Origin of the sequence: Xanthomonas sp. LMG 12462, assembly GCF_009192885.1 — a bacterium.
GTDB lineage: Bacteria > Pseudomonadota > Gammaproteobacteria > Xanthomonadales > Xanthomonadaceae > Xanthomonas_A > Xanthomonas_A sontii.
Genome location: NZ_NMPP01000081.1, coordinates 1 through 23,311 on the forward strand (window position 1 = coordinate 1; position 23,311 = coordinate 23,311).

Below are 23,311 nucleotides of genomic sequence, written 5' to 3' on the forward strand. Positions count from 1 at the left end.
TTACGATGCAAGCTCGAAGCTTTAGGAGCGACTGGACCTCCCACACCTCCTCCGATGATCAGTCGGAAGACATGACGCCTGTTTAGGGGCGACATGTCCAGATACAAGGAGCGGCTTCAGCCGCGACCGAGCGTTACCGGGAAAGCCTGGTCGCGGCTGAAGCTGCTCCTACGGATTACCCCGCAACCGATCCACCGCAGTAAGCGCGCACCCACCTTGTGGGAGGGACTTCAGTCCCGACGACATACGCCCGGGGCCTGGCTGCACTGCGCCTTTCGGCCGGCGCCCGGCGCACGCGGCCGCCGCACAGCCACTAGAACCCGTAACGCAAGAACCCCCCGTCCACCGCAATGCATTCGCCGGTGATGTAGCTGGCCGCCGGCAGGCACAGGAAGCCGACCGCCGCCGCCACTTCCTCCGGTTCGCCGATACGGCGCATCGGCGTGCGCTCGATCACCTGCTCGTAGTAGTCCGGATCCGACAGCGGCCCGGAGGTGCGGCGGGTACGGATGTACCAGGGCGCCACCGCATTGACCCGGATGCCGTCCTCGGCCCATTCGGCGGCGAGGTTGCGGGTGAGCTGGTGCAAGGCCGCCTTGGTCATGCCGTAGGGCGCGCCGCTGCGCACGTGGGTCAGTCCCGACACGCTGCCGACGTTGACGATCGCCGAGGCCGCATGCTGCGCCAGCAGCGGATGCGCGTAGCGCGACAGTTCGAACGCGGAGAACAGGTTGGTCTCGAAGATGCCGCGCCATTCGTCCTCGGTGTAGTCCACCGCGGCCTTGCTGAGGTTGCCCCCGGCGTTGTTGATCAGCAGGTGCAGGCCGTCGGCATGGTCCTCGACCCAGTCCAGGATCTCGCGGCGGTCCTCGTCGTCGGCGACGTCGGCGGCCAGCGCCAGGATCTCGCGCTCGGGAAAGGCCTCGCGCAACTCGTCGCGCGCCGCTTCCAGCGCATCGAGGTCGCGCGCCACCAACAGCAGGTCGGCGCCGAACCCGAGCAGTTCGCGCGCGATCGCCAGGCCGATGCCGGCGCTGGCGCCGGTGATCAGCGCGGTCTGTCCGTCCAGCCGCCAACGGTGCTGCATGCGCGTGCCTGTCTGCTCACATGGGAGGCGTAGGATGATACCTCCACCCTCGAGGAGGTCGCCGCCATGTCCGCACCACTGCGCAGGATGACGTTGGCATTGCCGCTGCTCGCCCTGCTGGCCGCATGCAAGCCGGAGCCGCCGCAACCGCCCGATGCGCCGCCACCGCCGAAGGCCAGCGCATTGCGCAGCGCCATCGCCCAGCCGCTGGACCGCGCCAGGCAGACCCAGGCCACGCTCGACCACGCCGCGGCCGCGCAGAACGCCGCGCTCGACGCCGCCACCGCACAATGAACAACGCCGGCCACGGGGGCCGGCGTTGCAGGAAGCAGGCGACGCGCTCGCAAGAGCGCGCCGCTGCCGGCGCAGGGCCGGCTTACAGACCGCAGAAGCAGTAGGCCAGCGCCTTCACCGGTGCGCCCGGACGGGTGTCGGCCGCGTCCTTGACGAAGCGCAGCTGGGTGTCCAGTTCCGGCAGGCTGCGCGCCAGCAGGGCGTGGCCCAGCGCCGAGTCGCTCAGCATCCACACGCCCAGGCGGCTGCCGGCGAACCCGCTGACGAACTGCGCGAACGGCGTGGCCGGCTTCTCGACGTAGCGCACCCGGTACTTGTCCGGGCCGCCCAGCTTGGCGCGCGCGGCGGCATCGGCCACCGCGTCCTTGAAGCCGCCGAACGCGTCCACCAGCCCGCGCTCCTTGGCCTGCGCACCGCTCCAGACGCGGCCGCGCGCGACCTGGTCGATGGCCTCGACCGACTTGCCGCGCGCCTGCGCGACCTTGCCGGTGAAGTCGGCATAGCCCTTGTTGATCACCGACTGGATCAGTTGGCCCACCGCCGGATCCATCGGCCGGGTCATGTCGAAGGCGCCGGCGAAACGGGTGGTGCCCACGCCGTCGGTATGCACGCCGATCTTGTCCAGGGTGCGGGTGATGTTGGGGATCATGCCGAAGATGCCGATCGAGCCGGTGATCGTCGACGGGTCGGCGTAGATGCGATCGGCGTTCATGCTGATCCAGTAGCCGCCGGACGCGGCCAGGTCGCCCATCGACACCACCACCGGCTTGCCGGCAGCCTTCAGCGCCACCACCTCGCGGCGGATCTGCTCGGAGGCGAACACTTCGCCGCCGGGCGAATCCACGCGCAGCACCACCGCCTTGACCGCGTCGTCGTCGCGCGCCTGGCGCAGCAGCGCCGCGGTCGACTCGCCACCGATGCGGCCGGCCGGCTGTTCGCCGCCGCTGATCTCGCCCGCGGCGACCACCACCGCCACCTGCGGACGCGAGTCCACCGGCGAACGGCGCAGGTCCAGCTGCTGCAGGTAGCCGTCCAGGTCGACGTTGCGGTAGCCGGTGTCGGCATCGTCGTCGGCCACGCCACGCTTGGCCAGCAACTGCTCGACGTCCTCGCGGGTCTTCAGGCCGTCCACCAGCTTCTGCTGCAGGGCGAACTTGGCCAGATCGCCGCCGGCGGCGGCCACGCCCTCGGGCATGGTGTCGATGCCGGCGTTGATCTGCTCAGGCGCCAGCTTGCGCGCCTTGGCGATGTCGGCCACATAGCGCTGCCACACATCGTTCATCCAGAACAGGTCGGCTTCCTTGGACGCCGCCGAGGCCGCGTCGAGCACGTACGGCTCGGCGGCGGACTTGTATTCGCCGACCTTGAACAGGTGCACGTCCACGCCGAGCTTGTCCTGCAGGCCCTCGCGGAAGTACTGGCGGTAGCGGCCCAGGCCTTCCAGGGTCATCGAGCCCATCGGGTCCAGGTAGACCTCGTTGGCCTGCGCGGCCAGCAGGTACTGCCACTGATTCAGATTGTCGCTGTAGGCGACGATCTGCTTGCCGGAGCTGCGCAGGTCCTGCAGCGCCTTCTCCACCTCGCGCATCGAGGCGAAGCCGCTGGGCTGCAGCTTGTCCAGGCGCAGCGCCACGCGCTCGATCTTCGGGTCGGTCTTGGCCGCCTCGATGGCGCGCACCAGGTCGCGCAACTGGATCTCCTGCGCGCCCTTGTCGTTCATCGCCTTGGCCAGCGCGCGGCTGACCGGGTCGGCGCTGAACTGCTCGACCAGCTTGCCTTCCGGCGCGATCAGCAGCGTGGTGCGGTCGCGCAGCGCCTTGCCGCCGTCGCCGCGCGCCATGGCGAACACCATCGCCAGCAGGATCAGCAACAGGAAACCGAAGAACACCAGGTTGAAGATCAACCGGCGGGTGAAGTTCATCACATCCCACAGGCCGACGAAGAAGTTGGCGACGGGGCTGCGACGCACGGGTTGGTTCATGGAAAGCTCCGAAAGGAAGGCGTCTTGCGCCTGCGCAGCATACCGGCTGCGTCAGGCGCCGCACATGCGTCTGAAGTCAGGGGGCCGCCGGCGCGGCCAGCAGCCGCGCGCTGCTCCAGCGGAAGCGCGCGCCCATCATCACCGCCGCCGCGGTCAGCCCCAGGATCAGGCCGATCCACATGCCCTGCGGTCCCCAGCCCAGCCACAGGCCGAGGCCGGCGCCCAGCGGCATGCCCAGCCCCCAGTAGGAACACAGGGCCAGCAGCATCGGCACCCGGGTGTCCTTGAGGCCGCGCAGCGCGCCGGCCGACAGCACCTGCACGCCGTCGGGGAACTGGAAGGTGGCCGCGTACAGCAGCAGCGTGGAGGCAAGCGCCGCCACCGCCAAATCGCTGGTGTAGACGCCGACGATGGCATCGTGGCCGACCAGCAGCACCAGCGCCGACAGCGCCTGGGTGCCGAGCACGATCGCATAGCCGGCCCAGGCCGCACCACGCACGCCTACCGCATCGCCGGCGCCGGCGGCGCGGCCGACCCGCACCGTGGTCGCCTCGGCCACGCCCATCGGCACCATGAAACACAGCTGCGCCACGTTGATCGCGATCTGGTGTGCGGCCGCCGGCACCTCGCCCAGCCGCGCGATCAGCAGCGCGGTGACGATGAACAGGCCGCCTTCCATCAGGATGGTCACGCCGATCGGCAGCCCGGTCTTGAGCAGCCCGACGATCGCGCGCAGGTCCGGCGCCTCGAACCGCGCGAACAGGCGCAACGGCGCAAAGCGCCTGGACCGCGCCAGGTAGATGGCGAAGCACAGCGCCTGCGCCCACATCATGATCGCCGAGGCCATGCCCAGGCCACCGGCGCCGTGCTCGCGCAGACCCCACAGGCCGAAGGTCAGCGCATAGCCGAGCGGCGCCAGCAGCAGCAGGCCGCCGAAGCCGAGCAGCATGGTCGGCAGGGTCCAGTGCATGCCTTCGCTGAGGTAACGCATGCAGAAGTACAGCACCAGCGCCGGCACGCCCCAACGGATCGCAAGCAGGAAATCGCGCGCGCCGGGCACGATCTCCGGGGCGATGCCCAGTTGCGGCAGCGCCATCGGCATCACGCTCAGGAACGCGAACATCAGCAGGCCCAGGCCCAGCGACAGCCACAGTGCCTGGCGGAACAGCGGGCCGATCTGCGCATGGCGCTTGGCGCCGTCGAGCTGCGACACCGAGGCGGTCAGGGCAATCAGGGTGCCGATCGGGATCATCATCGGCAGCCACAGCAACGCAGTGCCGACCGTCACCGAGGCCAGCGTGCGGGTGCCGTGGTGGCCAGCGATCACGTTGTCGACGAAGCTGATCAGGCCGGTGGAGACGTGCCCCAGGACCAGCGGCAGGGCGAGCTGCGCGGTGGTGCGCAGTTCGCGGCCCCGGACCGAGGCCGGGGTGGAAGACGAAAACATTGCAAGACTCTGGCGATCCCGCCGACTGCGGCCGCGCAGACAGCGCCGGCACCGGGTGGCGGAGGCCGGGCATTCTACCCGCTGCGGCGGATCACTGCAGGAGAAGCCGGGACCCGGGGCCCGGGACCGGGTGCACGCAACGCCAGGCGCCGCGCGCAGTTCAGCGCGCGGCGCGCTGCTTCAGCCAGGCACCACGGCTGTCGGCGCCCTGCGCCAGCAGGTCGCGGCGCAAGGCGGCACGGTCCTGCGGCGGGGTGCGTTGCGACAGCAGCGCCAGATGCTCGCGCTGGTCCGCCGGCAGGCCGCGCAACAGGCCCAGCAGTGCCTGCCGCTGCGCCTCCGGCACGTAGCCCAGCAGCGGCTGCAGCGCCCAGAACTCGGCACCCAGTTCCGGGCCGAGCAACCAGCCGTGGCGCTCCAGGGCGTCCATCTCGGCGAACTGCGCATGCAGGCTGTGCTGCTGCTCGATCGGCAGGCCGGCGAAGGCCGTGGCGACCTGACGCAGCCGCGCCTGCGCCGCCGCCGGCAGCGCATCCCAGGCGGCCTGGCGCGCGCGCAGTTGCGCCGGGGTCAGCGCCGGTGGCGTGGTCGCCGCGGGCGCGACGGCCGGGGCAACGGTGGCCGCCGGCGGGGCTTCGGCGGCCTCGGCCAGGTCGGCGGCGCTGGGGGCGCTGCGCTCGATCCGCGGCGGCGGCGCGCCGGCCGCGTACCACGCATAGAAATCCAGGTCGTAGATCGCCGGCTCCGGCAGCGGCGCCGGCGGGTCGGCCGGCAGCGGCGGCGCGCTGGCGGTGTCCGATTCCGGCGGCAGCACTTCCACCTGCACCGGGCCGGTATCACCCAGCGCCAGGCTCGCGTCGCTGGCACCGGCCGCGGTCGCGGCGCGGGACCGATGCCAGGGCAGGCGGTCCCAGAACACCGTCCCGACCAGGGCCAGGACCACCACCGCGATCACCGCCCCGGCCAGGCGCGTGCGCAGGGCCGAGCGCGCGCCGCGGCGGCGTGGACGCGCCGCGGCCGCGGCGGCGGCAGGGGCCTGCGCCTTGGCCGGCGCAGGCGAGGCCGTGCTGCCGGCGATCGCCGCATCGCGCAGTTGCGCCAGGGCCTGCAGCCGCGCCGGCGGCAGATCGCGCAGACACTGTTGCGCCGCGTCGGCCAGCGCGCGCCAGCCGGCCGCATCCGGACGCCCGCCGGCGTCGCGCGGACAGGCCCGCGCCAGCGCCTGCTGGTAGTCCTCGGTGGTCAGCTGCAACACCTGCGCGGCCAGCGGCTCGTCCAGCCCGGCGACGATGCGCAACAACAGCGCCAGGCGGTCGGCCGGCTGCAGGCTGCGCAGATGCGCCAGCGGCGCCGGCCAGGCACCGTCGGCGGCATCGGCCTGGCGCAGGGTGGGCACCGCAGCGAGCAGCTTCCAGAACCGCAGCGGCCAGTCGGCCATCGGCAGCGCCGCGGCGTGGCTGCGGAAGGCCCGCATCGCCGCCGCCAGGGCCGGCATGCCGCGTTCGGGCCGGCCGCTCTGCAGGTCGGCCAGGACCGCGGCGCGGCGTTCGATGCCGCGCAGGAACGCGGCCAGGGCGGGCGGTGCGGCCACGCCGTCGGAAGGGGACGTGGCGGTCATCGGAACTCCATCATCGGCGCGATGATAACGAGGCAGCCGCCACACCGCGCGCTTGACAGCGGCGTCCCGATCGGCTCACCCGCGGCCGTCGCGACGGCCGGTTGTGCACAGCGCCGGAAATTGGCCTGCGACAGGTCTTGTCAAGCCCCCGCGAAACCATGTTGCATCTGTGTTTCACGGCCAAGTTGTTGTTCTTAAAAGATTAAATGCGATTGGCGCTTTTTTGTCCAACTCGTGGCAGAGGCTTGTGAGTCCGTCTTCACGGCGTGGAGCATGCCCGTCATGCACAGCTTTATCCACAGCAGGTGTGGATAAATTCGATTCCCCAAGCACGGCGGCCATTTACGACCGGTTTATCACTTTGCGGGCAGCAATCGTGCGCAACTCCCGACCCCCGGAACCCACTTTGCGGTGGCCGCTAGGGCGTGTCACCAATCCCCGAGCATGCCGCGCCGTGATTGCGCGTGCCTGTGGCAAGGAAGAGCGAGGAAGTGGACGTCCGTCCACGCCCGAGCGATGACGCGGCCACGGGCGTGCGCAACCGCGGCCCTTCGGGTTGGGTCTGGCAGGCGCGCAGCCGGCGCCGCGCAGCTTGACCTGACGGCCAGTCAGGCGCTGCGCCCGCAACGCCGGCTGCGCGCCTGCCAGACCCAACGCGGCATGCTCGGGGATTGGTGACACGCCCTAGACTAGGTGGATGCCCTCCCCCGCCGCCACGCTCCGCGTCGCCCTGCCCGTCCCCTTGCCGCAGCTGTTCGACTACCTGCCGCCGCCCGGCGGGGCGGTCGCCGACGGCGACGTCGGTCGCCGGGTGCAGGTGCCGTTTGGCAATCGCGAACTGAGCGGGGTGGTGGCGGCGATCGGCCAGGTCGAGGACGCCGACGGCCTGCGCGCGGCGTTGGCCTGGCTGGACCCGGTGCCCCTGCTCCATGGCGAACTGGCCGAGTCGCTGCGCTGGCTGGCGCGCTACAGCCACGCGCCGCTGGGCGAGGTGCTGGCGACCGCCCTGCCGGTGCCGTTGCGCCGCGGCGAACCGCTGCCCGACACCCATGCCTGGGCCTGGCGCCTGACCGAGGCCGGCGCCAGCCACCGCGCCCGCGCCGGCACCCGCCCGCACCGCTTCGCCGCGCTGCTGGCGGACGGCGCCATGGACGAGGACCGGCTGGACCAGGCGATGGACGACTGGCGCAGCGCCGCGCGCGCGCTGGCCAAGCGCGGCCACGCCGAGCGCATCGCGGTGCCGGCCAGCGCTGCGGCGCCGCAGCCACAACCCGGTCCGATCCCCAATGCCGAACAGCAGGCCGCCATCGACGCGGTGGTCGCCGCCGCCGGGTTTGCCCCGTTCCTGCTCGACGGTGTGACCGGCAGCGGCAAGACCGAGGTCTACCTGCAGGCGATCGCCGCCTGTCTGGCGCGCGGGCGCCAGGCGCTGGTGCTGGTGCCGGAGATCGGCCTGACCCCGCAGACCCTGGCCCGCTTCCGTGCCCGCCTGGGGGTGCCGGTGAACGCGCTGCATTCCGGGCTCAACGACAACGAACGCGCCCGGGTCTGGGCCGCCGCCTGGCGCGGCGAGGCGCGGGTGGTGGTCGGCACCCGCTCGGCGATATTCGTGCCGCTGCCGCGGGCAGGATTGATCGTGGTCGACGAGGAACACGACGGCAGCTACAAGCAGCAGGACGGCATCCGCTACCACGCCCGCGATTTCGCTTTGGTGCGCGGCAAGGCGCTGGACGTGCCGGTGCTGCTGGGCAGCGCCACGCCGTCGCTGGAGAGCCTGCACAACGCCACCGGCGGCCGCTACGCACACCTGCGCCTGACCCGCCGCGCCGGCGACGCCAGACCGCCGACGGTGCGCGTGCTCGACGTGCGCAAGCGCCCGCTGCAGGACGGGCTGTCGCCCGAGGTGCTGGCCGGGATCGGCACGGCACTGGCCGACGGCGGCCAGGTGCTGGTGTTCAAGAACCGCCGCGGCTATGCGCCGGTGCTGCTGTGCCACGACTGCGGCTGGACCGCGCCGTGCCAGCGCTGCAGCACCCCGCTGCACGCCACACCGATGACCGTGCACGCCGGCGGCCGGCGCCTGCAATGCCACCACTGCGGCGCGCGCCAGCCGGCGCCGCTGGCCTGCCCGGACTGCGGCAGCCTGGCCCTGCAGCCGCAGGGCATCGGCACCGAACGCCTGGAGGAGCGCCTGGTGCAGGCGTTCCCGGACGTGCCGGTGCTGCGCATTGACCGCAGCACCACCCAGCGCCGCGATGCGCTGGAGACGCAGTTGGCCACGCTCGGCACTGCGCCCGGCATCCTGGTCGGCACCCAGATCCTGGCCAAGGGCCACGACCTGCCGCAATTGAGCCGGGTGGTGGTGGTGGGCATCGACGAAGGCCTGTTCTCGGCCGATTTCCGCGCCAGCGAGAAGCTTGCGCAGCAGCTGATCCAGGTCGCCGGGCGCGCCGGCCGCGCCGCGCGCCCGGGCGAGGTCTGGCTGCAGACCCACCACCCCGCGCATCCGCTGCTGCAGACCCTGGTGCACGGCGGCTACCACGCCTTCGCCGCCGCGGAACTGGAGCAACGCGAGGCCGCCGGCTTCCCGCCGTTCGCGCACCTGGCGCTGCTGCGCGCCGAGGCCAAGCAGGTCGAGCACGCCAACGCCTTCCTCGCCGCGGTGCGCGCGCTGCTGCCGGTGCAGGACGAGGTGCAGCGCTTCGGCCCGATGCCGGCGCCGATGCCGCGCCGCGCGGGTTTCCAGCGCACCCAGTTGCTGCTGTCGGCCAACACGCGGCGCGCGCTGCACGCGTTGCTGGACGCGGCGGTGCCCGCGATCCACGCGCTGCCGCAGGCACGGCGGGTGCGCTGGTCGCTGGATGTGGATCCGCAGGATCTGTACTGACACGGCGAGTGGTGGCAGCTCGGCAGAACCGACGCGCTGTCCAATGCCGTAGAAGCGGCTTCAGCCGCGATGAGGCGTTACCGGGAGTGCTTCGTCGCGGTTGAAGCCGCTGTCACGAGGCATGAGGCAATGGCGCGTATCGCGACACCACCCGTATTCCCCCCGGAGCCGCTCTAGAGGAACAGCGCATCCGCTTGACGCGTAGCGAGGCAGGCGGGCAACGCGCCAGCGGCCGTGACACCTCGTGCGTTGCTCAGCCCGCCAGACCCAAGGCGTCGATCACCTGCGCGCGCAGCGCAGCGCTGTCGCCGGCCTCCACGCAGCGCCACGCGCCAGCGTCCGCGGACAGGCCGCAGGCGGCGGTGGCGATCACCGGTTTGCCCAGCGCCATGGCCAGCAACAGGCCGCGCGGCTGTTGCTCGATCCATGCCGGCAGCAGCACCAGGCAAGCAGCGTGCACGCCTTCGGCCATCGACGCGACCCGCTGCACCGCGATGCCGCTCCAGAAGTCCGGCGTCTCCTGCGCACCGGGCGGCAGCAGCAACACCAGCGGCAAATCACGCACCGCCTCACGCAGTTCGTAGGCGCCCTTGCGCGCCAGCGCCGAGGCCGCCAGCAGTACCCGCGGCGCGGCGTCCGCCGTGATGGCCGCATGTTCCGCCGCGACCGTCGGGAGCGCCGGCCGTTGCCATGCCAGCGCGAGGCCGCGGCTGCCGGCCAGCGCCAGCAGTTCGCGGTGCGGCGTGATCCAGCGCCGCGCCTGCGCCAGTGCCGCACGCTCGGCGGCGACCAGCGCCGGATCGGCGCGGAAATCGCGCAGGGTGGAACTGTGCGGATGCCGCTGCGCGGCCACGTCCAGGCGCGCCTGCAGCAGATGCATCGGCAAGGCGGTCATGCACACGTCCCAGCGCCGGCCCTGCAACTCGCCGGCCAGCCACAGCTCCGGCAACAGGCTCTGCGGCACCACCAGGTCGACATCGCGCGCGCCCAGGCGCCGCCGCAGCGCCTGCAGGCGGATGCGCTGCGCGCGCTGGCGCGCCTGCGGCAACGGCATGCCGCGCCACAACCACCAGCGCCGCAGCAGCGCCGCGCGCAAGGCCGCGACGCTGGTCCGCGGCAGCGCCAGCACGCGGTCGCCGGGTTGCTGCCGGCGTCGGCGGTCTTCGGCGAATTCCGGCCAGTCCTCATCGACCAGCCAGGTGCGGTGCAGCCCATCGGGCACCGCTGGCACATGGCGATGGCAGGCACTGCGGCCGCAGCGGGTGCAGTCGTTGGCGGCGTCGACACCGGCCGGCGCGGTGGGTCGCTGCAGCGGCGGCAACGGCAACGCCGCCGGCGCCACGGCACCGCCACGGATGCGCACGTGCAGCGCTTCGCCGTCCAGCCACACCTCCAGCCGCCACGGCGCGGCGGCACGCAGGCGCAGGTCCACGTAGTTCCAGAACACCACCGCGTCGCGGTCGCGCTCGGCCAGGGAGCCGGCAATCACCTGGGTGTGGCGGTGCCGCTCGACGATCTCCAGGCCTTGCCGCAGCGCCGCGTCGTAGATCGCATTGGACACCTGGCACAGGCCACCGCCGATCGACGGCACCAGGCAGCCCTCGCGCAGTTCGCGGCCGGCGACGAAGCCGCGGCGGCGGGTGGCGCGGCCGAGCTGGCGCCAGAAACCGAAGGTCGCCCCGGCCGGCACCTCCACGCCGTGCAGCGCACGCGCGGCCAGGCGCAGGTTGTGGATCTTGCCGGCCACCAGCTGCGGTGCGGTCTCCTCGCTGTCGGGCCACAGCGCGGTGACGGATTCGGCACAGGTGCCGTCGGCGATCGCCAGGCCGGCGTCGCGCCGATGCCGACGCGGTCCGCCGCGCAGATCGTGCAGCGCGCGGCGCAGTTGCAGCGCCCGCGTCTTGGCCCAGAACAGCAGGCTGCGCCAGCGCGAGGGCAGCGGCGCCGGTGGTGGCGCCGACGCGCGCGCCTTCACTGTCGCTGGCATGAGCGTGCGTCCTCCCTGTCGCTGACCGCGCTTGGCATCGCGCTACTATACGGACATGCAGGTCCGGCCCTCGACGAGCGCGCAGCGCCTTTTCGGCAGCGCGCGTTCCGGCGGATCGGTGCGCGCGCGACTGCGAGGCGACCGCCGCGCCGATACCGGACGCTCTCCTCTTTCTCCCGCTCCTGGAGTCCTGCATGAACGACACACCCGTGCCGCACCTGATCGTGGTCGGCGGTGGCTTCGCCGGCTTGTGGGCCACCCGCGCCCTGGCCAGGACGCCGCTGCGCATCACCCTGATCGACCGCCGCAACCATCACCTGTTCCAGCCGCTGCTGTACCAGGTCGCCACCGCCGGCTTGTCGGCGCCGGACATCGCCGCGCCGCTGCGGCAGATCCTGCGCCACCAGGACAACGTCGAAGTACGCCTGGGCGAAGTCGTCGACATCGACAAGCAGGCGCGACAAGTGCGCCTGGCCGATGGCCAGGCGCTGGACTACGACTACCTGCTGGTCGCCACCGGCGCCACCCACGCCTATTTCGGCCACGACGACTGGGCCGCGCACGCACCTGGCCTGAAGACCCTGGACGACGCGCTGCAACTGCGCCGGCACCTGCTGCTGGCGTTCGAACGTGCCGAAGCGGAAACCGACCCCGCGGCGCGCGCGGCCTGGCTCAGCTTCGCCATCGTCGGCGGCGGCCCCACCGGGGTCGAGCTGGCGGGCACCCTGGCGGAGATCGCGCGGCACACGCTGAAGCACGAGTTCCGCCGCATCGACCCGGCCGAGGCGCGCGTGCGGCTGATCGAGGCCGGGCCGCGCGTGCTGTCCTCGTTCCCCGAACACCTTTCGGCCAAGGCGCAGCAGCAGTTGGAAAAGCTCGGCGTGGAAGTACTGACCGGGGTGCCGGTCGCCGACATCGACGCCCATGGTTATCGCCTTGGCGACGCCTTCGTGCCGGCGCGGACCGTGGTCTGGGCCGCCGGCGTGGCCGCCTCGCCGCTGGCGAAGACCCTGCAGGCGCCGCTGGACCGCAGCGGCCGCGTGCAGGTGCAGCCGGACCTGAGCGTGCCCGGCCATCCGGAGCTGTTCGTGGCCGGCGACCTGGCCGCGCTGCAGCAGGCCGACGGCCGCCCGGTTCCCGGGGTGGCACCGGCCGCCAAGCAGATGGGCCGGCACGTCGCAGATACCCTGCGCCGGCGGCTGCGCGGCGACACCGCCAGCGTGCCGTTCCGCTATGCCGACTACGGCAACCTGGCCACCATCGGGCGCATGGCCGCGATCGTGCACCTGGGCCGGCTGCAGCTCTCCGGGGTGCTGGCCTGGTGGTTCTGGCTGGCCGCGCACGTGTTCTTCCTGATCGGCTTCCGCAACCGCGTGGTGGTGCTGCTCAACTGGGCCTGGGCGTACTGGAGCTACCAGCGCGCCGCGCGCATCATCCTCGGCGACCCGCCCGCGGCGGAGGACACGCGGGCGCAGCCCGCACCGCCCGTGGACAGGTGACACTGCAAGGCCGGGCTGCGATCCTAGCCGGCCTTTTTGCTGCAGCGCAGTGCCGTTTTGGCCACCTTCCTGTTCCTGCTCGACCTGCTGGGCACCTTCGTGTTCGCGATCAGCGGCGCCACCGTCGGCGTGCGCCATCGCCTGGACCTGTTCGGGGTGCTGGTGCTGTCGTGCGCGGCCGCGGTCTCCGGCGGCATCGCCCGCGACGTGCTGATCGGCGCCACCCCGCCGGCGGCGCTGGCCGACGTGCGCTATCTCGGCGTCGCCTGCCTGGCCGGGCTGCTGGCTTTCTACAGCCACCACACGGTCGAGCGCCTGCGCAATCCGGTGCAGATCTTCGACGCGATGGGCCTGGCGCTGTTCGCGGTCTACGGCACCAGCAAGGCGTTGGCGTTCGGCCTGGGCCCGCTCAGCGCGCCGCTGCTGGGCATGCTCAGCGGCATCGGCGGCGGCATCGTCCGCGACCTGCTGGTGGCGCGCACGCCGGTGGTGCTGCAGGCCGAGCTGTACGCGGTGGCGGCGCTGCTCGGCGGCGGCGTGGTGGCCGCGGCGCAGGTGCTGCACCTGCCGCAGCCCTGGGGCCTGGGGGTGGGTGCGGTGCTGTGCTTCGGCCTGCGCTTCATGGCGATCCGCTACGGCTGGCACCTGCCGGTGGCGCGTCCGCCGGAGTCGTGATCCAGCGGCGTGCGGACGGACTTCCGCAGCCGGCAATCGCCAATCCGCGGGCAGCCCAGGACAAGAAAAAAGGCCCGGCAATGCCGGGCCTTTTCGCACGTTGCAATCGCTCGCCGCAGGCGACTCAGGCCACGAACAGCGCCTTCATCTTCTTCAGCGCGTTCGCCTCGATCTGGCGGATGCGCTCGGCCGACACGCCGTACTCGTCGGCCAGTTCCTGCAGGGTGATCTTGCTGTCGGCATCCAGCCAGCGGCGCTTGATGATGTCGCGCGAACGCGCATCCAGTTCCGCCAGGCCTTCGCGCAGCAGCTGCAGCTGGTTGTCCTCGCTGTCGGCGCGTTCGTAGGCCTGCGAGGGATCTTCCTCGTTGGCCATCAGATACGCGGCCGGCGACGGCGGCGCGTGGTCGTCGTCCTCGTCGGACGGCGCGTCGAAGCCGATGTCGCGACCGGACAGGCGCGACTCCATCTCCATCACCTCGCGCTCGGACACGTTGAGGTCCTTGGCCACGGCGGTGACCTCGGCCGCGTTCATCCAGCCCAGGCGGGTCTTGGACTTGCGCAGGTTGAAGAACAGCTTGCGCTGCGCCTTGGTCGTGGCGACCTTGACGATGCGCCAGTTCTTCAGGATGTACTCGTGCATTTCGGCACGGATCCAGTGCACCGCGAAGCTGACCAGGCGCACGCCCATGTCGGGGTCGAAGCGCTTGACCGCCTTCATCAGGCCGATGTTGCCTTCCTGGACCAGGTCGCCCAGCGGCAGGCCGTAGCCGTTGTAGCCGCGGGCCACGTGCACCACGAAGCGCAGGTGGGAATGGACCAGTTCGCGGGCCGCGTCCAGGTCTTCCTGGTCGCGATACCGCACCGCCAGTGCACGTTCCTCGTCGGACGTCAGCACCGGGATCTGATGCACGGCGCCGATATAGGCATCCAGCGAACCGAGCGGACTGGGGATCGGGAGGTTGTTGGCAACCAATGCGTTGGAAGTAAGCGTCTGGCTCATAGGGCTCATCTTAGCAGTCTACTAATTGGACTGCTGGGTACAGTAAAAAGTTCCTGTGTTCTGTTTATGCAACATATGAATCAGGAATGACACTGCATCACAAGCCACTGAAACAATCGGGACGCATCGTCATCCCGTTCTCTGACCGCAAAAGTAGCAGCCGGTTCGCGAAAATGGCGTCCACGTCAGGCGACAGCGTCGCCCTGTCCAACCGCGGTTCAGGCGCCCCCCAGCACCGCTTCCAGCTCTGCGCGCGGCGGCAGACTCCAGTCGATGGGGGCGGCGCCGCGGCGCTTCAAGTACTCATTGGCCGCGGAGAAATGCTTGCAGCCGAGGAAGCCGCGGTGCGCCGACAGCGGCGAGGGGTGCGGCGCCTTCAGCACGCGGTGGCGGCGGGTGTCGATGACCTTGCCCTTGGCCTGGGCGTAACTGCCCCAGAGCAGGAACACCAGGCCCTCGCGCTCGCGGTTGAGGGTCTCCACGACGTGGTCGGTGAAGCCCTCCCAGCCCTTGCCCTGGTGCGCGCCGGCGCGGCCCTCCTCCACCGTCAGCACCGCGTTGAGCAGCAGCACGCCGCGCTGCGCCCACGGCAGCAGGCAGCCGTGGTCCGGCCGGCGGATGCCCAGGTCGTCCTCGATCTCCTTGTAGATGTTCAGCAGCGACGGCGGCACCGGCACCCCCGGCAGCACCGAGAAGCACAGCCCGTGCGCCTGGCCGAAGCCGTGGTACGGGTCCTGGCCGAGGATCACCACCTCCACCTTTTCGAACGGGGTAGCGTCGAAGGCGGCGAAGATCTGCCGCCCCGGCGGGAACACCCGCGCGCCGGCGGCCTTGCGCTGGCGCAGGAAGGTAGCCAGTTCGCGCATCTCCGGGCGCAGCAGCCAGTCGCCGACCTGCGCCTTCCACGACGGCTCCAGCTGGATCCGGCTTTCGTCTTCGTTGTTGCTCATCGCTTCCAGGCTCGGGACATCACATCGGTCAGAAGGTCACCGCAATCTCGTCGAGCCGGGCCAGGCGCAACTGGAATAGCACCTTGGTGACCAGCAGGCGCTCTTCGATCGGTTTCTGCACCAGGTCGTTGGCGCCGGCGCGCAGCAGCTCGGACTGGGTATGCGGGTTGCTGTCGCCGGTCATCACCAGCACCGGCATGCGCCGCTTGCCGTAGGCGAAGTCGACGCGGATGCGCTGGACCACGTCGCGGCCGTTGAGCTCGCCTTTCAAGGTGACGTCGGTCAGTACCAGGTCGATGCGGCGGGTGGTGCGGCCCAGCGACTCGGCGGTCAGCAGGGCGAACGCGTCCTCGGCGCTGAGCACATGCACCACGTGCAGTTGCTGGCGCTCGAGCATGCGCTTGGTGGCTTCGGCCACCACCCGGCTGTCCTCGACGTAGAGCACGGTGGCGCCGGCCACCGGCTGCGGCTGCACGTAGCCGCGAATGAAGGTGGCCAGCGCCTCGTGGCCGAGCGCCTTGTCGAAATAGTCGGTGACGTACTCGGTGAAGCGGCGCTCGACCAAGTGCTGCTGGGCGTCGCCGGAGACCACGATCACCGGCACGTAGGCCTGGCCGGCGGCCTCGCGCACGCTGCGGGCCAGGGTCAGGCCGTCGCCGTCGGGCAGCCCCAGCGAGGTGGTGACCAGATCGACCGGACCGGCCTCCAGCGCGGCGCGCGCCTCGGCGATGCTGGCGCAGCCGACCACGGTCACGTCGGGCAGTTCGCGATGCAGCACGTCGGCGATCAGCTTGCGCACCAGCTTCGAGCCATCGACCACCATCACCCGGGGGGCGGCGCTGATCAGATGCTTGAGCTCGTGCCCGGCCATGTGCGCCTCAGGTGTCGGTGGGCCGCGTCTGGCGCAGGAAGTGGCCGGTCACCAGCCAGGCGCCGAGCCAGCCCAGCAGCAGAGTGCCGAGCAGCACGAAGCCGGCGTGCAGCGCGTCCAGCCCGTGCAGCACGAAGTGGCTGCCGTAGCTGTCGGCCAGCGCCGCCAGCGGCTGGCCCAGGGCCATGCCGGAGGCGGCGAGCAGGCCCAGCGCCAGCACCCCGGCGCCGAAACCGTACCAGGCGCCCAGGTACAGGAACGGGCGGCGGATGAAGCCGTCGCTGGCGCCGAGCAACTGCAGCACGCCGATCTCCTCGCGCCGCGACTGGATGTCCAGGCGCACGGTGTTGCCGACCACCAATACGGCGCCGGCGCCGAGCAGCAGCGACAGCACCTGCACCAGACGTTCGCCGAAATGCAGCCAGCCGTCCAGGCGCTTGCGCCACAGCGCGTCGTGCTGGACCAGGTCGGCCTGCGGCAGCGCGGTCAGCGCGGTCGCCAGCGGGGTGTCGTCGGCCGCGGCCGGGGTGACGATCAGCAGCGTCGGCAGCGGGTTGTCCTGCAGCGCATCCAGCGCTTCGCCGAGGCCGGCGCTGTCGCGCAGCTCGGCCATGCCTTCGGCGGGCGTGCGCAGCTTTACTGCGGCCACGTCGGCGCGGCCGCGCAGGGTCTGCGCCAGCGCCTGCGCCGCGGCGGCGTCGACGTCGGTCTTCAGGAACACGTTGATGTCGCGCGACTGCTGCACGCTGCCGGCGAACTGCTTGAGGTTGTCCAGGGCGATCGACAGGCCCAGCGGCAGGGTCAGCGCCAGCGCCATCACCGCCATGGTCAGCAGCGTGGCCCACGGCTTGCGCATGGCGCGGCCGAGGCTGTAGACGATGCTGTGCAGGTGGTGGTCCCACCACACGCCCAGCCGCGAGGGCGCCGCGGCGCCGGCGTTGCGTGCGCTCATTCGGCCAGGTCCTGCGGCGAGATGTCGTCGACCAGGCGGCCGTGGTCCAGGATCAGCACGCGCTTGCGCATCTGCTTGAGCAGGGCCAGGTCGTGGCTGACCACCAGCACGCTGGTGCCGCGCGCCGGCAGTTCGGCGAACAGCTGCATGATCTCCGCGGCCAGGGTCGGGTCGAGATTGCCGGTCGGTTCGTCGGCGACCAGCAGCCGCGGTTCGCCGACCATCGCCCGGGCGATGCCGACGCGCTGCTGCTCGCCGGCCGACAGCTGCGAAGGCAGCGCCTTCTCGCGGTGGCCCAGGCCCATGCGCTCGAGCACCGAGCGCACGCGCTTGCCGATCTCGGCGCGACGGGTGCCGCGCAGGATCAGTGGCAGCGCGACGTTCTCGGCGATGCTGCGGTCGGTGAGCAAGCGGTGGTCCTGATAGACCGCACCGACCTCGCGCCGATGCAGGGGCACGCGGCGGCCGCGCACCTTCAGCAGGTTGCGCTCACCGAACAGCACCGCGCCGCGCGAGGGCCGCTCGCTCAGGTGGATCAGCTTGAGCAAGGTGCTCTTGCCGGCACCGGAATGGCCGGTGACGAACAGCATCTCGCCCTCCTCGACCTCGAAGCTGACGTCCACCAGCGCCGCGTGGCCGCCGGCGTACTGTTTGCTGACATTGTCGAACCGCAGAACGCTCATCCGGCGATTATGCCGGAGCGGCTGGGGTGTTCGTCCACCGCGCGCGTCGCACGCGGCGGACGGCCGGTCCGGCTCAGGAGCTGGACACCAGCGAGCGCAGCTTGCGCCCCAGGCGGGTCAGGAACGAATCGTTCTTCGCCGCCGCACCACGCTCGGCCTGGCGCGCGGCCTTGACCGGGGTGGCCACGACCTGCACCGGCTTGGCCGGGGCCGCGGTCGCCGGAGCGGCGCTGCCGTTGCCGGCCTGTGCGCCCTCGGCACCTTCCAGCGGACGCCCGCCGCGACGGCGACGGCGCTTGCGCGGCGGACGCTCGCCTTCGACCGCGGGCGCTGCGCCCTCGGCCGGCGCAGCACGCGGCGGCTTGGGCGCGGGTGCCGGCGCGGCGGCAACCGGCGCAGTGCCGTCGGCCGCAGCGGCCGTGGCATCGGCCGGACGCGGCGTGCGCGGACGCCGCGGCTTGCCGTCGGCGCTGCGCGACTCGCCACGGCCGCCCGGGCCGCTGCGGCCGCCGCCGGGCTTCCCGCGCCCGCCGCCACGACGCTGCTCGTCGGCCTCGCGCTGGGCGCGGGCCTCGCGGAAGATCTCGCCGATGCTCTCCTCGCCATCGGCCTCGGCGGCCTCGCCCTCCACCGGCGCGCGCGGGGTGCGCGGCAGCGCCACCAGCAGCTCGGCGGTGACCGGCTCGACCGGGATCTTCTGCTCGATGTAGGCCTCGATGTCCGGCAGGCTCATCGCGTAGCGCTCGCAGGCGAAGCTGATCGCGTCGCCCTCCTCGCCCAGCCGCGCGGTGCGGCCGATGCGGTGCACGTAGTCCTCGGCGTCGAACGGCAGGTCGTAGTTGTAGACGTACTTGACCCCGTCGATGTGCAGGCCGCGCGCGGCCACGTCGGTGGCCACCAGGATCTCCAGCTGACCCTTCTGGAAGCGGTTGAGCAGGGTCTCGCGCTTCTTCTGCGGCACGTCGCCGGACAGCACGCCGACCCGGTAGCCGTTGCGCTCCAGCGCCCGCGCCACGCGCTCGACGAACGCCTTGGTGTTGACGAACACCATGGTGCGCGCGCCCTCGCTGCGCGACAGCAGACCCAGCAGCAGGGTCAGCTTCTCCTCGTCGGAGGGGAAGTAGATGCGCTGGCGCACGCGCGCGGCGGTGATGCTCTCGGTCTCGACCACGAGCTTTTCCGGCTCGTTCATGTGCTCGTAGGCCAGCTCCAGCACGCGGTGACTGAGGGTGGCCGAGAACAGCAGGGTCTGGCGGGTACCGCGCTCGGGCATGCGCCGCAGCAGGAAGCGGATGTCCTTGATGAAGCCCAGGTCGAACATGCGGTCGGCTTCGTCGAGCACGCAGATCTCGCAGGCGTGCAGCGACACCACCTTGTGCTGCTTGACGTAGTCGATCAGGCGGCCGGGGGTGGCGATGATCACGTCCACGCCCTGCTGCAGCAGTTCGCGCTGCTTGTCGTAGTCCACGCCGCCGTAGACCAGGGCGAAGCGCAGGCCCAGTTCGGAGCCGAACTTGACCGCGTCCTTGTGGATCTGGATCGCCAGTTCGCGGGTCGGGGCCAGGATCAGCGCGCGCGGATCCTCCGGCTTGCGGTCGGCCAGCGCCGGGCGGCTGAGCAGGCGGTTCATCACCGCCACCAGGAACGCCAGGGTCTTGCCGGTACCGGTCTGGGCCTGGCCGGCCACGTCGCGGCCGGGAAGGGCCACCGGCAGGGTCAGCGCCTGGATCGGGGTGCAGCGGGTGAAGCCGGCGCTTTCGAGGCCTGCGAGCAGCGCGGGCTGCAGTTCGAACGCGGAAAAAGTCACATCGGTCAGCGGTTTGTCGCTCATCATTCCATCTTCGTGAGGCCACCCCGCCCGAAGCGTAAGGTCGCGGCTTGCATCGGTCCCGGCAGCGTCGCACACTGGCGTCTTCCATGCCGGGTCGCGCGACAGGGGGAATCCCTTGAGATCGCCGCGCAATGCCCCAGTTTACCGCAATGCGGCGGCCACCCGGTCCGGCCAGTCGCATTGGCCCAGGAGAACCCCCAAAGTGAGCGACAAGGTCCTTTACGTCGGCGACGCCGATTTCGATGCCACGGTGCTGCAGTCCGACGAGCCGGTCCTGGTGGACTTCTGGGCCGAGTGGTGCGGCCCGTGCAAGATGATCGCGCCGGTGCTGGACGACCTCGCCGATGCCTACGACGGCCGCCTCAAGGTCGCCAAGGTCAACGTGGACGAGAACCGCGCCACCGCGATCAAGTACCACGTGCGCTCGATCCCGATGCTGCTGCTGTTCAAGAACGGCCAGATCCAGGCCACCCAGATCGGCGCCGTCGGCAAGGGCCAGCTGACCCAGATGATCGACAAGACCCTGGGCGGCAGCGCCGCCTGACGCCCGCTGCCGGCGTCCGCTCCGCAACCGGGGCGGCGCCGCCGCAGCCCGGCCGGCGCAGCATCGCCGGCGGCTGAATCGCCCACGAACGCCTGCTTGCCGTGCCTGCGTGGCGGTGATAGTGTCGATACATCCGGTGGCATTCGCACACCGCACCCCCTCTGGAAGATTCTCTCCCAGACCTCCTCCCAACCCCGTATGCCCCCACGCTGGGCGCTCGCACTCTTAGCGAGGAACACCACTTGTCCGATCACACCATGTCCGAACCCGGGAGCGCCGACGCCCCCGCCGAGAAGCGCGTGCGCAAGCCGCGCGTCAGCAAGGCCGCGAGCGGCGCGGAAGGCGTCGCCGAGCACGGCGCACCGGCACAGCCGACCCTGCAGCTGAATCCCGCGCCCGCGCCTGCGCCCGTCCAGACCGAGGCGCCGCGCGCCGCGGCCACGGAGTCGGCCCCGGCCCCGGCCGCGAGCGGCGGCCAGAGCCACGGCGGCGGCGACGCACCGGCCCAGCAGGGCGGCGGCCAGGCGTCCGAAGGCGGCGAGCCGCGCGAAGGCCGTGAGCCGCGCGACGGCGGCAACAACAACCGCTTCAACAATCAGAACCAGAACAACCAGAACAACCAGCAGGGCAACCGCCGCGATCGCTTCCGCAATCGCCGCGACCGCGACCGCAACCAGCGCGGCGGCGACCGCTTCCAGGACAACGGCCTGCCCAGCGACAACGGCGGCAACGAGCCGTTCGTGCCGCGCCCGCACGCCAGCGTGCCGGAAGGCTTCCCGATCTACTCGCTGAGCGACCTGAAGAAGATGCCGGCGCAGAAGCTGCTGGACATCGCCGAGCAGCTCAACATCCAGGACGGCGTGGCCCGCGCGCGCAAGCAGGACGTGATCTTCGCCCTGCTGAAGGTGCTGACCCGCCACGGCGAAGGTGTCGCCGCCGACGGCGTGCTGGAAATCCTGCCGGACGGCTTCGGCTTCCTGCGCGCGGCCGAGGCCAGCTACCTGGCCGGCCCGGACGACACCTACATCTCGCCCAGCCAGATCCGCCGCTTCAACCTGCGCACCGGCGACCACCTGTCCGGCCGCATCCGCTTCCCGAAGGACGGCGAGCGCTACTTCGCGCTGTCGATCGTCGACACCATCAACGGCGAGCCGCTGGAAGCGAGCAAGAACAAGGTCCTGTTCGAGAACCTGACCGCGCTGTTCCCGCGCAAGCGCTTCACCCTGGAGCGCGGCAACGGTTCCTCGGAAGACATCTCCGGCCGCATCCTCGATCTGATGGCGCCGCAGGGCAAGGGTCAGCGCGCGCTGATCGTGTCCCCGCCCAAGGCCGGCAAGACCATGCTGATGCAGCAGGTGGCCACGGCGATCACCACCAACCACCCGGACGTGCACCTGATCGTGCTGCTGATCGACGAGCGCCCGGAAGAAGTGACGGAAATGCAGCGCACCGTGCGCGGCGAGGTCATTTCCTCGACCTTCGACGAGCCGGCCGCGCGCCACGTGCAGGTCGCCGAAATGGTGATCGAGCGCGCCAAGCGCCTGGTCGAGCACAAGAAGGACGTGGTGATCCTGCTCGACTCGATCACCCGCCTGGCCCGCGCCTACAACAACGTGGTGCCGTCCTCCGGCAAGGTGCTCAGCGGCGGCGTCGACGCCAACGCCCTGCACCGCCCGAAGCGCTTCTTCGGCGCGGCGCGCAACGTCGAGGAAGGCGGCTCGCTGACCATCATCGCCACCGCGCTGGTGGAGACCGGCAGCAAGATGGACGAGGTGATCTACGAAGAGTTCAAGGGCACCGGCAACAGCGAAGTGCACCTGAACCGCCGTATCGCCGAGAAGCGCGTGTACCCGGCCATCGACATCAACCGCTCCGGCACCCGCCGCGAGGACCTGCTGATCGAGCCGGAACTGCTGCAGAAGATCTGGATCCTGCGCAAGCTGCTGCATCCGATGGACGAGATCGCGGCGATGGAATTCCTGCTGGACAAGATGAAGAACACCAAGTCCAACGACGAGTTCTTCGGTTCGATGAAGCGCTGAGTCCAGCGCCGGTTCGACCGCAACGCCCCGCTTCGGCGGGGCGTTCGCGTTTGTGGCGGCGGCACTGTGTTGCCCAGTGTCTTGCTGGCGTCGGGTCCGACGGTCTTTCGACGTGGGCGCGGGTGAGATGGGCGGCATTCGCCCCGCCGCGTCCGTCGCCATGCCCGCCACCGCCAACACCGCCGTCAGCAAGGTCGCCCCGGTCACTCTCGGTTTCTGGGTGATGAAGATCTGCGCCACCACCCTGGGCGAGACCGGCGGCGATCTGCTGTCGATGACCCTGGATGTCGGCTATGCGCTGAGCAGCGTGCTGCTGCTCGCGGTCTTCCTGGTCTCGCTGTGGGCGCAACTGCACGCTCGCAACTTCCAGCCATGGCGCTACTGGTGGGTGATCCTGACCACCAGCACCGCCGGCACCACGCTGTCGGACTACATGGACCGCAGCCTGGGCCTGGGCTACGCGCAGGGCGCGCTGCTGCTGGTGAGCCTGCTGGTCGCGGTGCTGGCGACGTGGTGGCTGTGCGAACGCAGCCTGTCGGTCGCGCGGATCGGCAGTGGCCGCGCCGAGGTCTTCTACTGGCTGGCGATCCTGGTCTCCAACACGCTGGGCACCGCGCTGGGCGATTACCTGGCCGACAGTTCGGGATTGGGCTTCGCCGGCGGCGCGCTGCTGATCGCGGCGCTGCTGGCGGCAATCGCCCCGGCCTACGCGTTCACCCGGGTCTCGCGCACGGCGCTGTTCTGGGCGGCGTTCGTGCTGACTCGCCCGTTCGGCGCGACTCTCGGCGATCTGCTCAGCAAGCCGGCCGGCAAGGGTGGCCTGGACCTGGGTACGGTCGGTGCGTCGCTGCTGCTGGCCGGACTGTTGCTGGCGGTGCTGGTCGTCTCGACGCGACGCCGCGACGACGACCGCCGCGCGGCGCGCTAACGTCGGCGGGTGGTCTACGCGGGGCAGCCCGG

At 71.1% G+C, this 23,311-nt stretch carries 18 protein-coding genes; 7 read left to right on the forward strand and 11 right to left on the reverse strand.

Going from position 1 to position 23,311, the window contains the following annotated elements; genetic code table 11:
- Positions 1-313: 313 nt before the first annotated feature.
- Entirely contained in the window at positions 314-1,087 is a 774-nt protein-coding gene (locus CEK69_RS17790; RefSeq protein ID WP_152247088.1) for an SDR family oxidoreductase, read from the reverse strand.
- A gap of 87 nt (positions 1,088-1,174) precedes the next feature.
- Here CEK69_RS17790 and CEK69_RS17795 point away from each other — a divergent pair, with 87 nt between their 5' ends.
- Complete coding sequence (locus tag CEK69_RS17795) at positions 1,175-1,381, forward strand: hypothetical protein (RefSeq protein WP_017914852.1); 207 nt, start codon at positions 1,175-1,177, stop codon at positions 1,379-1,381.
- A gap of 82 nt (positions 1,382-1,463) precedes the next feature.
- Here CEK69_RS17795 and sppA read toward each other — a convergent pair whose 3' ends face one another.
- The 3 genes from sppA to CEK69_RS21350 form a co-directional block, all read right to left on the reverse strand.
- Entirely contained in the window at positions 1,464-3,362 is a 1,899-nt protein-coding gene (sppA, locus tag CEK69_RS17800) for a signal peptide peptidase SppA (RefSeq protein WP_017911991.1), read from the reverse strand.
- A gap of 76 nt (positions 3,363-3,438) precedes the next feature.
- Positions 3,439-4,809, reverse strand: a complete 1,371-nt coding sequence (locus CEK69_RS17805) for an MATE family efflux transporter (RefSeq protein WP_017911990.1) — start codon at positions 4,807-4,809, stop codon at positions 3,439-3,441.
- A gap of 160 nt (positions 4,810-4,969) precedes the next feature.
- On the reverse strand, positions 4,970-6,427 hold the full coding sequence (locus tag CEK69_RS21350) for a hypothetical protein (protein ID WP_226975219.1): 1,458 nt from the start codon (positions 6,425-6,427) through the stop codon (positions 4,970-4,972).
- Positions 6,428-7,124: 697 nt separating this feature from the next.
- Between CEK69_RS21350 and CEK69_RS17820 the strand changes: the two genes are divergently transcribed.
- The gene (locus tag CEK69_RS17820) at positions 7,125-9,314 is read left to right on the forward strand and encodes a primosomal protein N' (RefSeq protein WP_152247090.1); all 2,190 of its coding nucleotides are present in this window, start codon (positions 7,125-7,127) and stop codon (positions 9,312-9,314) included.
- A gap of 253 nt (positions 9,315-9,567) precedes the next feature.
- Here the strand turns inward: CEK69_RS17820 and CEK69_RS17825 are convergent, their stop codons facing one another.
- Complete coding sequence (locus CEK69_RS17825) at positions 9,568-11,301, reverse strand: VanW family protein (RefSeq protein ID WP_226975220.1); 1,734 nt, start codon at positions 11,299-11,301, stop codon at positions 9,568-9,570.
- A 194-nt stretch (positions 11,302-11,495) separates the two neighbouring features.
- On the opposite strand from CEK69_RS17825, the gene CEK69_RS17830 reads away from it, so the two are divergent.
- A complete protein-coding gene (locus CEK69_RS17830) occupies positions 11,496-12,800 on the forward strand; it encodes an NAD(P)/FAD-dependent oxidoreductase (RefSeq protein WP_152247092.1) in 1,305 nt (434 codons plus the stop codon).
- 57 nt (positions 12,801-12,857) lie between these two features.
- Positions 12,858-13,475: a trimeric intracellular cation channel family protein gene (locus tag CEK69_RS17835; RefSeq protein WP_026143642.1), complete on the forward strand. Its 618-nt coding sequence runs from the start codon at positions 12,858-12,860 to the stop codon at positions 13,473-13,475.
- 124 nt (positions 13,476-13,599) lie between these two features.
- Here the strand turns inward: CEK69_RS17835 and rpoH are convergent, their stop codons facing one another.
- From rpoH to rhlB, 6 genes are all read right to left on the reverse strand, one after another.
- Entirely contained in the window at positions 13,600-14,478 is an 879-nt protein-coding gene (gene rpoH / locus CEK69_RS17840; protein WP_026144446.1) for an RNA polymerase sigma factor RpoH, read from the reverse strand.
- Positions 14,479-14,696: 218 nt separating this feature from the next.
- Positions 14,697-15,428 carry a uracil-DNA glycosylase gene (gene ung, locus CEK69_RS17845; RefSeq protein ID WP_152247094.1) on the reverse strand — a complete coding sequence of 244 codons (732 nt, stop codon included), beginning with the start codon at positions 15,426-15,428 and terminating at the stop codon, positions 14,697-14,699.
- Between the two features lie 28 nt (positions 15,429-15,456).
- On the reverse strand, positions 15,457-16,299 hold the full coding sequence (locus tag CEK69_RS17850) for a response regulator (protein WP_017909425.1): 843 nt from the start codon (positions 16,297-16,299) through the stop codon (positions 15,457-15,459).
- A 7-nt stretch (positions 16,300-16,306) separates the two neighbouring features.
- Positions 16,307-17,251: a permease-like cell division protein FtsX gene (ftsX, locus tag CEK69_RS17855; protein WP_152247096.1), complete on the reverse strand. Its 945-nt coding sequence runs from the start codon at positions 17,249-17,251 to the stop codon at positions 16,307-16,309.
- Positions 17,248-17,934 (reverse strand): cell division ATP-binding protein FtsE, encoded by a 687-nt coding sequence (gene ftsE / locus CEK69_RS17860; RefSeq protein WP_043094534.1) that lies wholly within the window; start codon positions 17,932-17,934, stop codon positions 17,248-17,250. The genes ftsX and ftsE overlap by 4 nt, the downstream gene beginning before the upstream one ends.
- Before the next feature lie 73 nt (positions 17,935-18,007).
- On the reverse strand, positions 18,008-19,765 hold the full coding sequence (gene rhlB, locus CEK69_RS17865; protein WP_152247098.1) for an ATP-dependent RNA helicase RhlB: 1,758 nt from the start codon (positions 19,763-19,765) through the stop codon (positions 18,008-18,010).
- A 202-nt stretch (positions 19,766-19,967) separates the two neighbouring features.
- Between rhlB and trxA the strand changes: the two genes are divergently transcribed.
- The 3 genes from trxA to CEK69_RS17880 all read left to right on the forward strand — a co-directional run bounded on the left by trxA (position 19,968) and on the right by CEK69_RS17880 (position 23,279).
- Entirely contained in the window at positions 19,968-20,309 is a 342-nt protein-coding gene (trxA, locus tag CEK69_RS17870) for a thioredoxin TrxA (protein ID WP_017908556.1), read from the forward strand.
- 242 nt (positions 20,310-20,551) lie between these two features.
- Complete coding sequence (gene rho, locus CEK69_RS17875) at positions 20,552-22,351, forward strand: transcription termination factor Rho (RefSeq protein WP_152247100.1); 1,800 nt, start codon at positions 20,552-20,554, stop codon at positions 22,349-22,351.
- 127 nt (positions 22,352-22,478) lie between these two features.
- Entirely contained in the window at positions 22,479-23,279 is an 801-nt protein-coding gene (locus CEK69_RS17880) for a hypothetical protein (RefSeq protein ID WP_152247102.1), read from the forward strand.
- The last annotated feature ends 32 nt before the right edge of the window (positions 23,280-23,311 follow it).

Bases quoted from the DNA above. Each gene is read 5' to 3' on its own strand.
- CEK69_RS17790 (WP_152247088.1), bottom strand. From the start codon at position 1,087: ATGCAGCACCGTTGGCGGCTGGACGGACAGACCGCGCTGATCACCGGC.
- CEK69_RS17795 (WP_017914852.1), top strand. From the start codon at position 1,175: ATGACGTTGGCATTGCCGCTGCTCGCCCTGCTGGCCGCATGCAAGCCG.
- sppA (WP_017911991.1), bottom strand. From the start codon at position 3,362: ATGAACCAACCCGTGCGTCGCAGCCCCGTCGCCAACTTCTTCGTCGGC.
- CEK69_RS17805 (WP_017911990.1), bottom strand. From the start codon at position 4,809: ATGTTTTCGTCTTCCACCCCGGCCTCGGTCCGGGGCCGCGAACTGCGC.
- CEK69_RS21350 (WP_226975219.1), bottom strand. From the start codon at position 6,427: ATGACCGCCACGTCCCCTTCCGACGGCGTGGCCGCACCGCCCGCCCTG.
- CEK69_RS17820 (WP_152247090.1), top strand. From the start codon at position 7,125: ATGCCCTCCCCCGCCGCCACGCTCCGCGTCGCCCTGCCCGTCCCCTTG.
- CEK69_RS17825 (WP_226975220.1), bottom strand. From the start codon at position 11,301: ATGCCAGCGACAGTGAAGGCGCGCGCGTCGGCGCCACCACCGGCGCCG.
- CEK69_RS17830 (WP_152247092.1), top strand. From the start codon at position 11,496: ATGAACGACACACCCGTGCCGCACCTGATCGTGGTCGGCGGTGGCTTC.
- rpoH (WP_026144446.1), bottom strand. From the start codon at position 14,478: ATGAGCCAGACGCTTACTTCCAACGCATTGGTTGCCAACAACCTCCCG.
- ung (WP_152247094.1), bottom strand. From the start codon at position 15,428: ATGAGCAACAACGAAGACGAAAGCCGGATCCAGCTGGAGCCGTCGTGG.
- CEK69_RS17850 (WP_017909425.1), bottom strand. From the start codon at position 16,299: ATGGCCGGGCACGAGCTCAAGCATCTGATCAGCGCCGCCCCCCGGGTG.
- ftsX (WP_152247096.1), bottom strand. From the start codon at position 17,251: ATGAGCGCACGCAACGCCGGCGCCGCGGCGCCCTCGCGGCTGGGCGTG.
- ftsE (WP_043094534.1), bottom strand. From the start codon at position 17,934: ATGAGCGTTCTGCGGTTCGACAATGTCAGCAAACAGTACGCCGGCGGC.
- rhlB (WP_152247098.1), bottom strand. From the start codon at position 19,765: ATGAGCGACAAACCGCTGACCGATGTGACTTTTTCCGCGTTCGAACTG.
- CEK69_RS17880 (WP_152247102.1), top strand. From the start codon at position 22,479: ATGGGCGGCATTCGCCCCGCCGCGTCCGTCGCCATGCCCGCCACCGCC.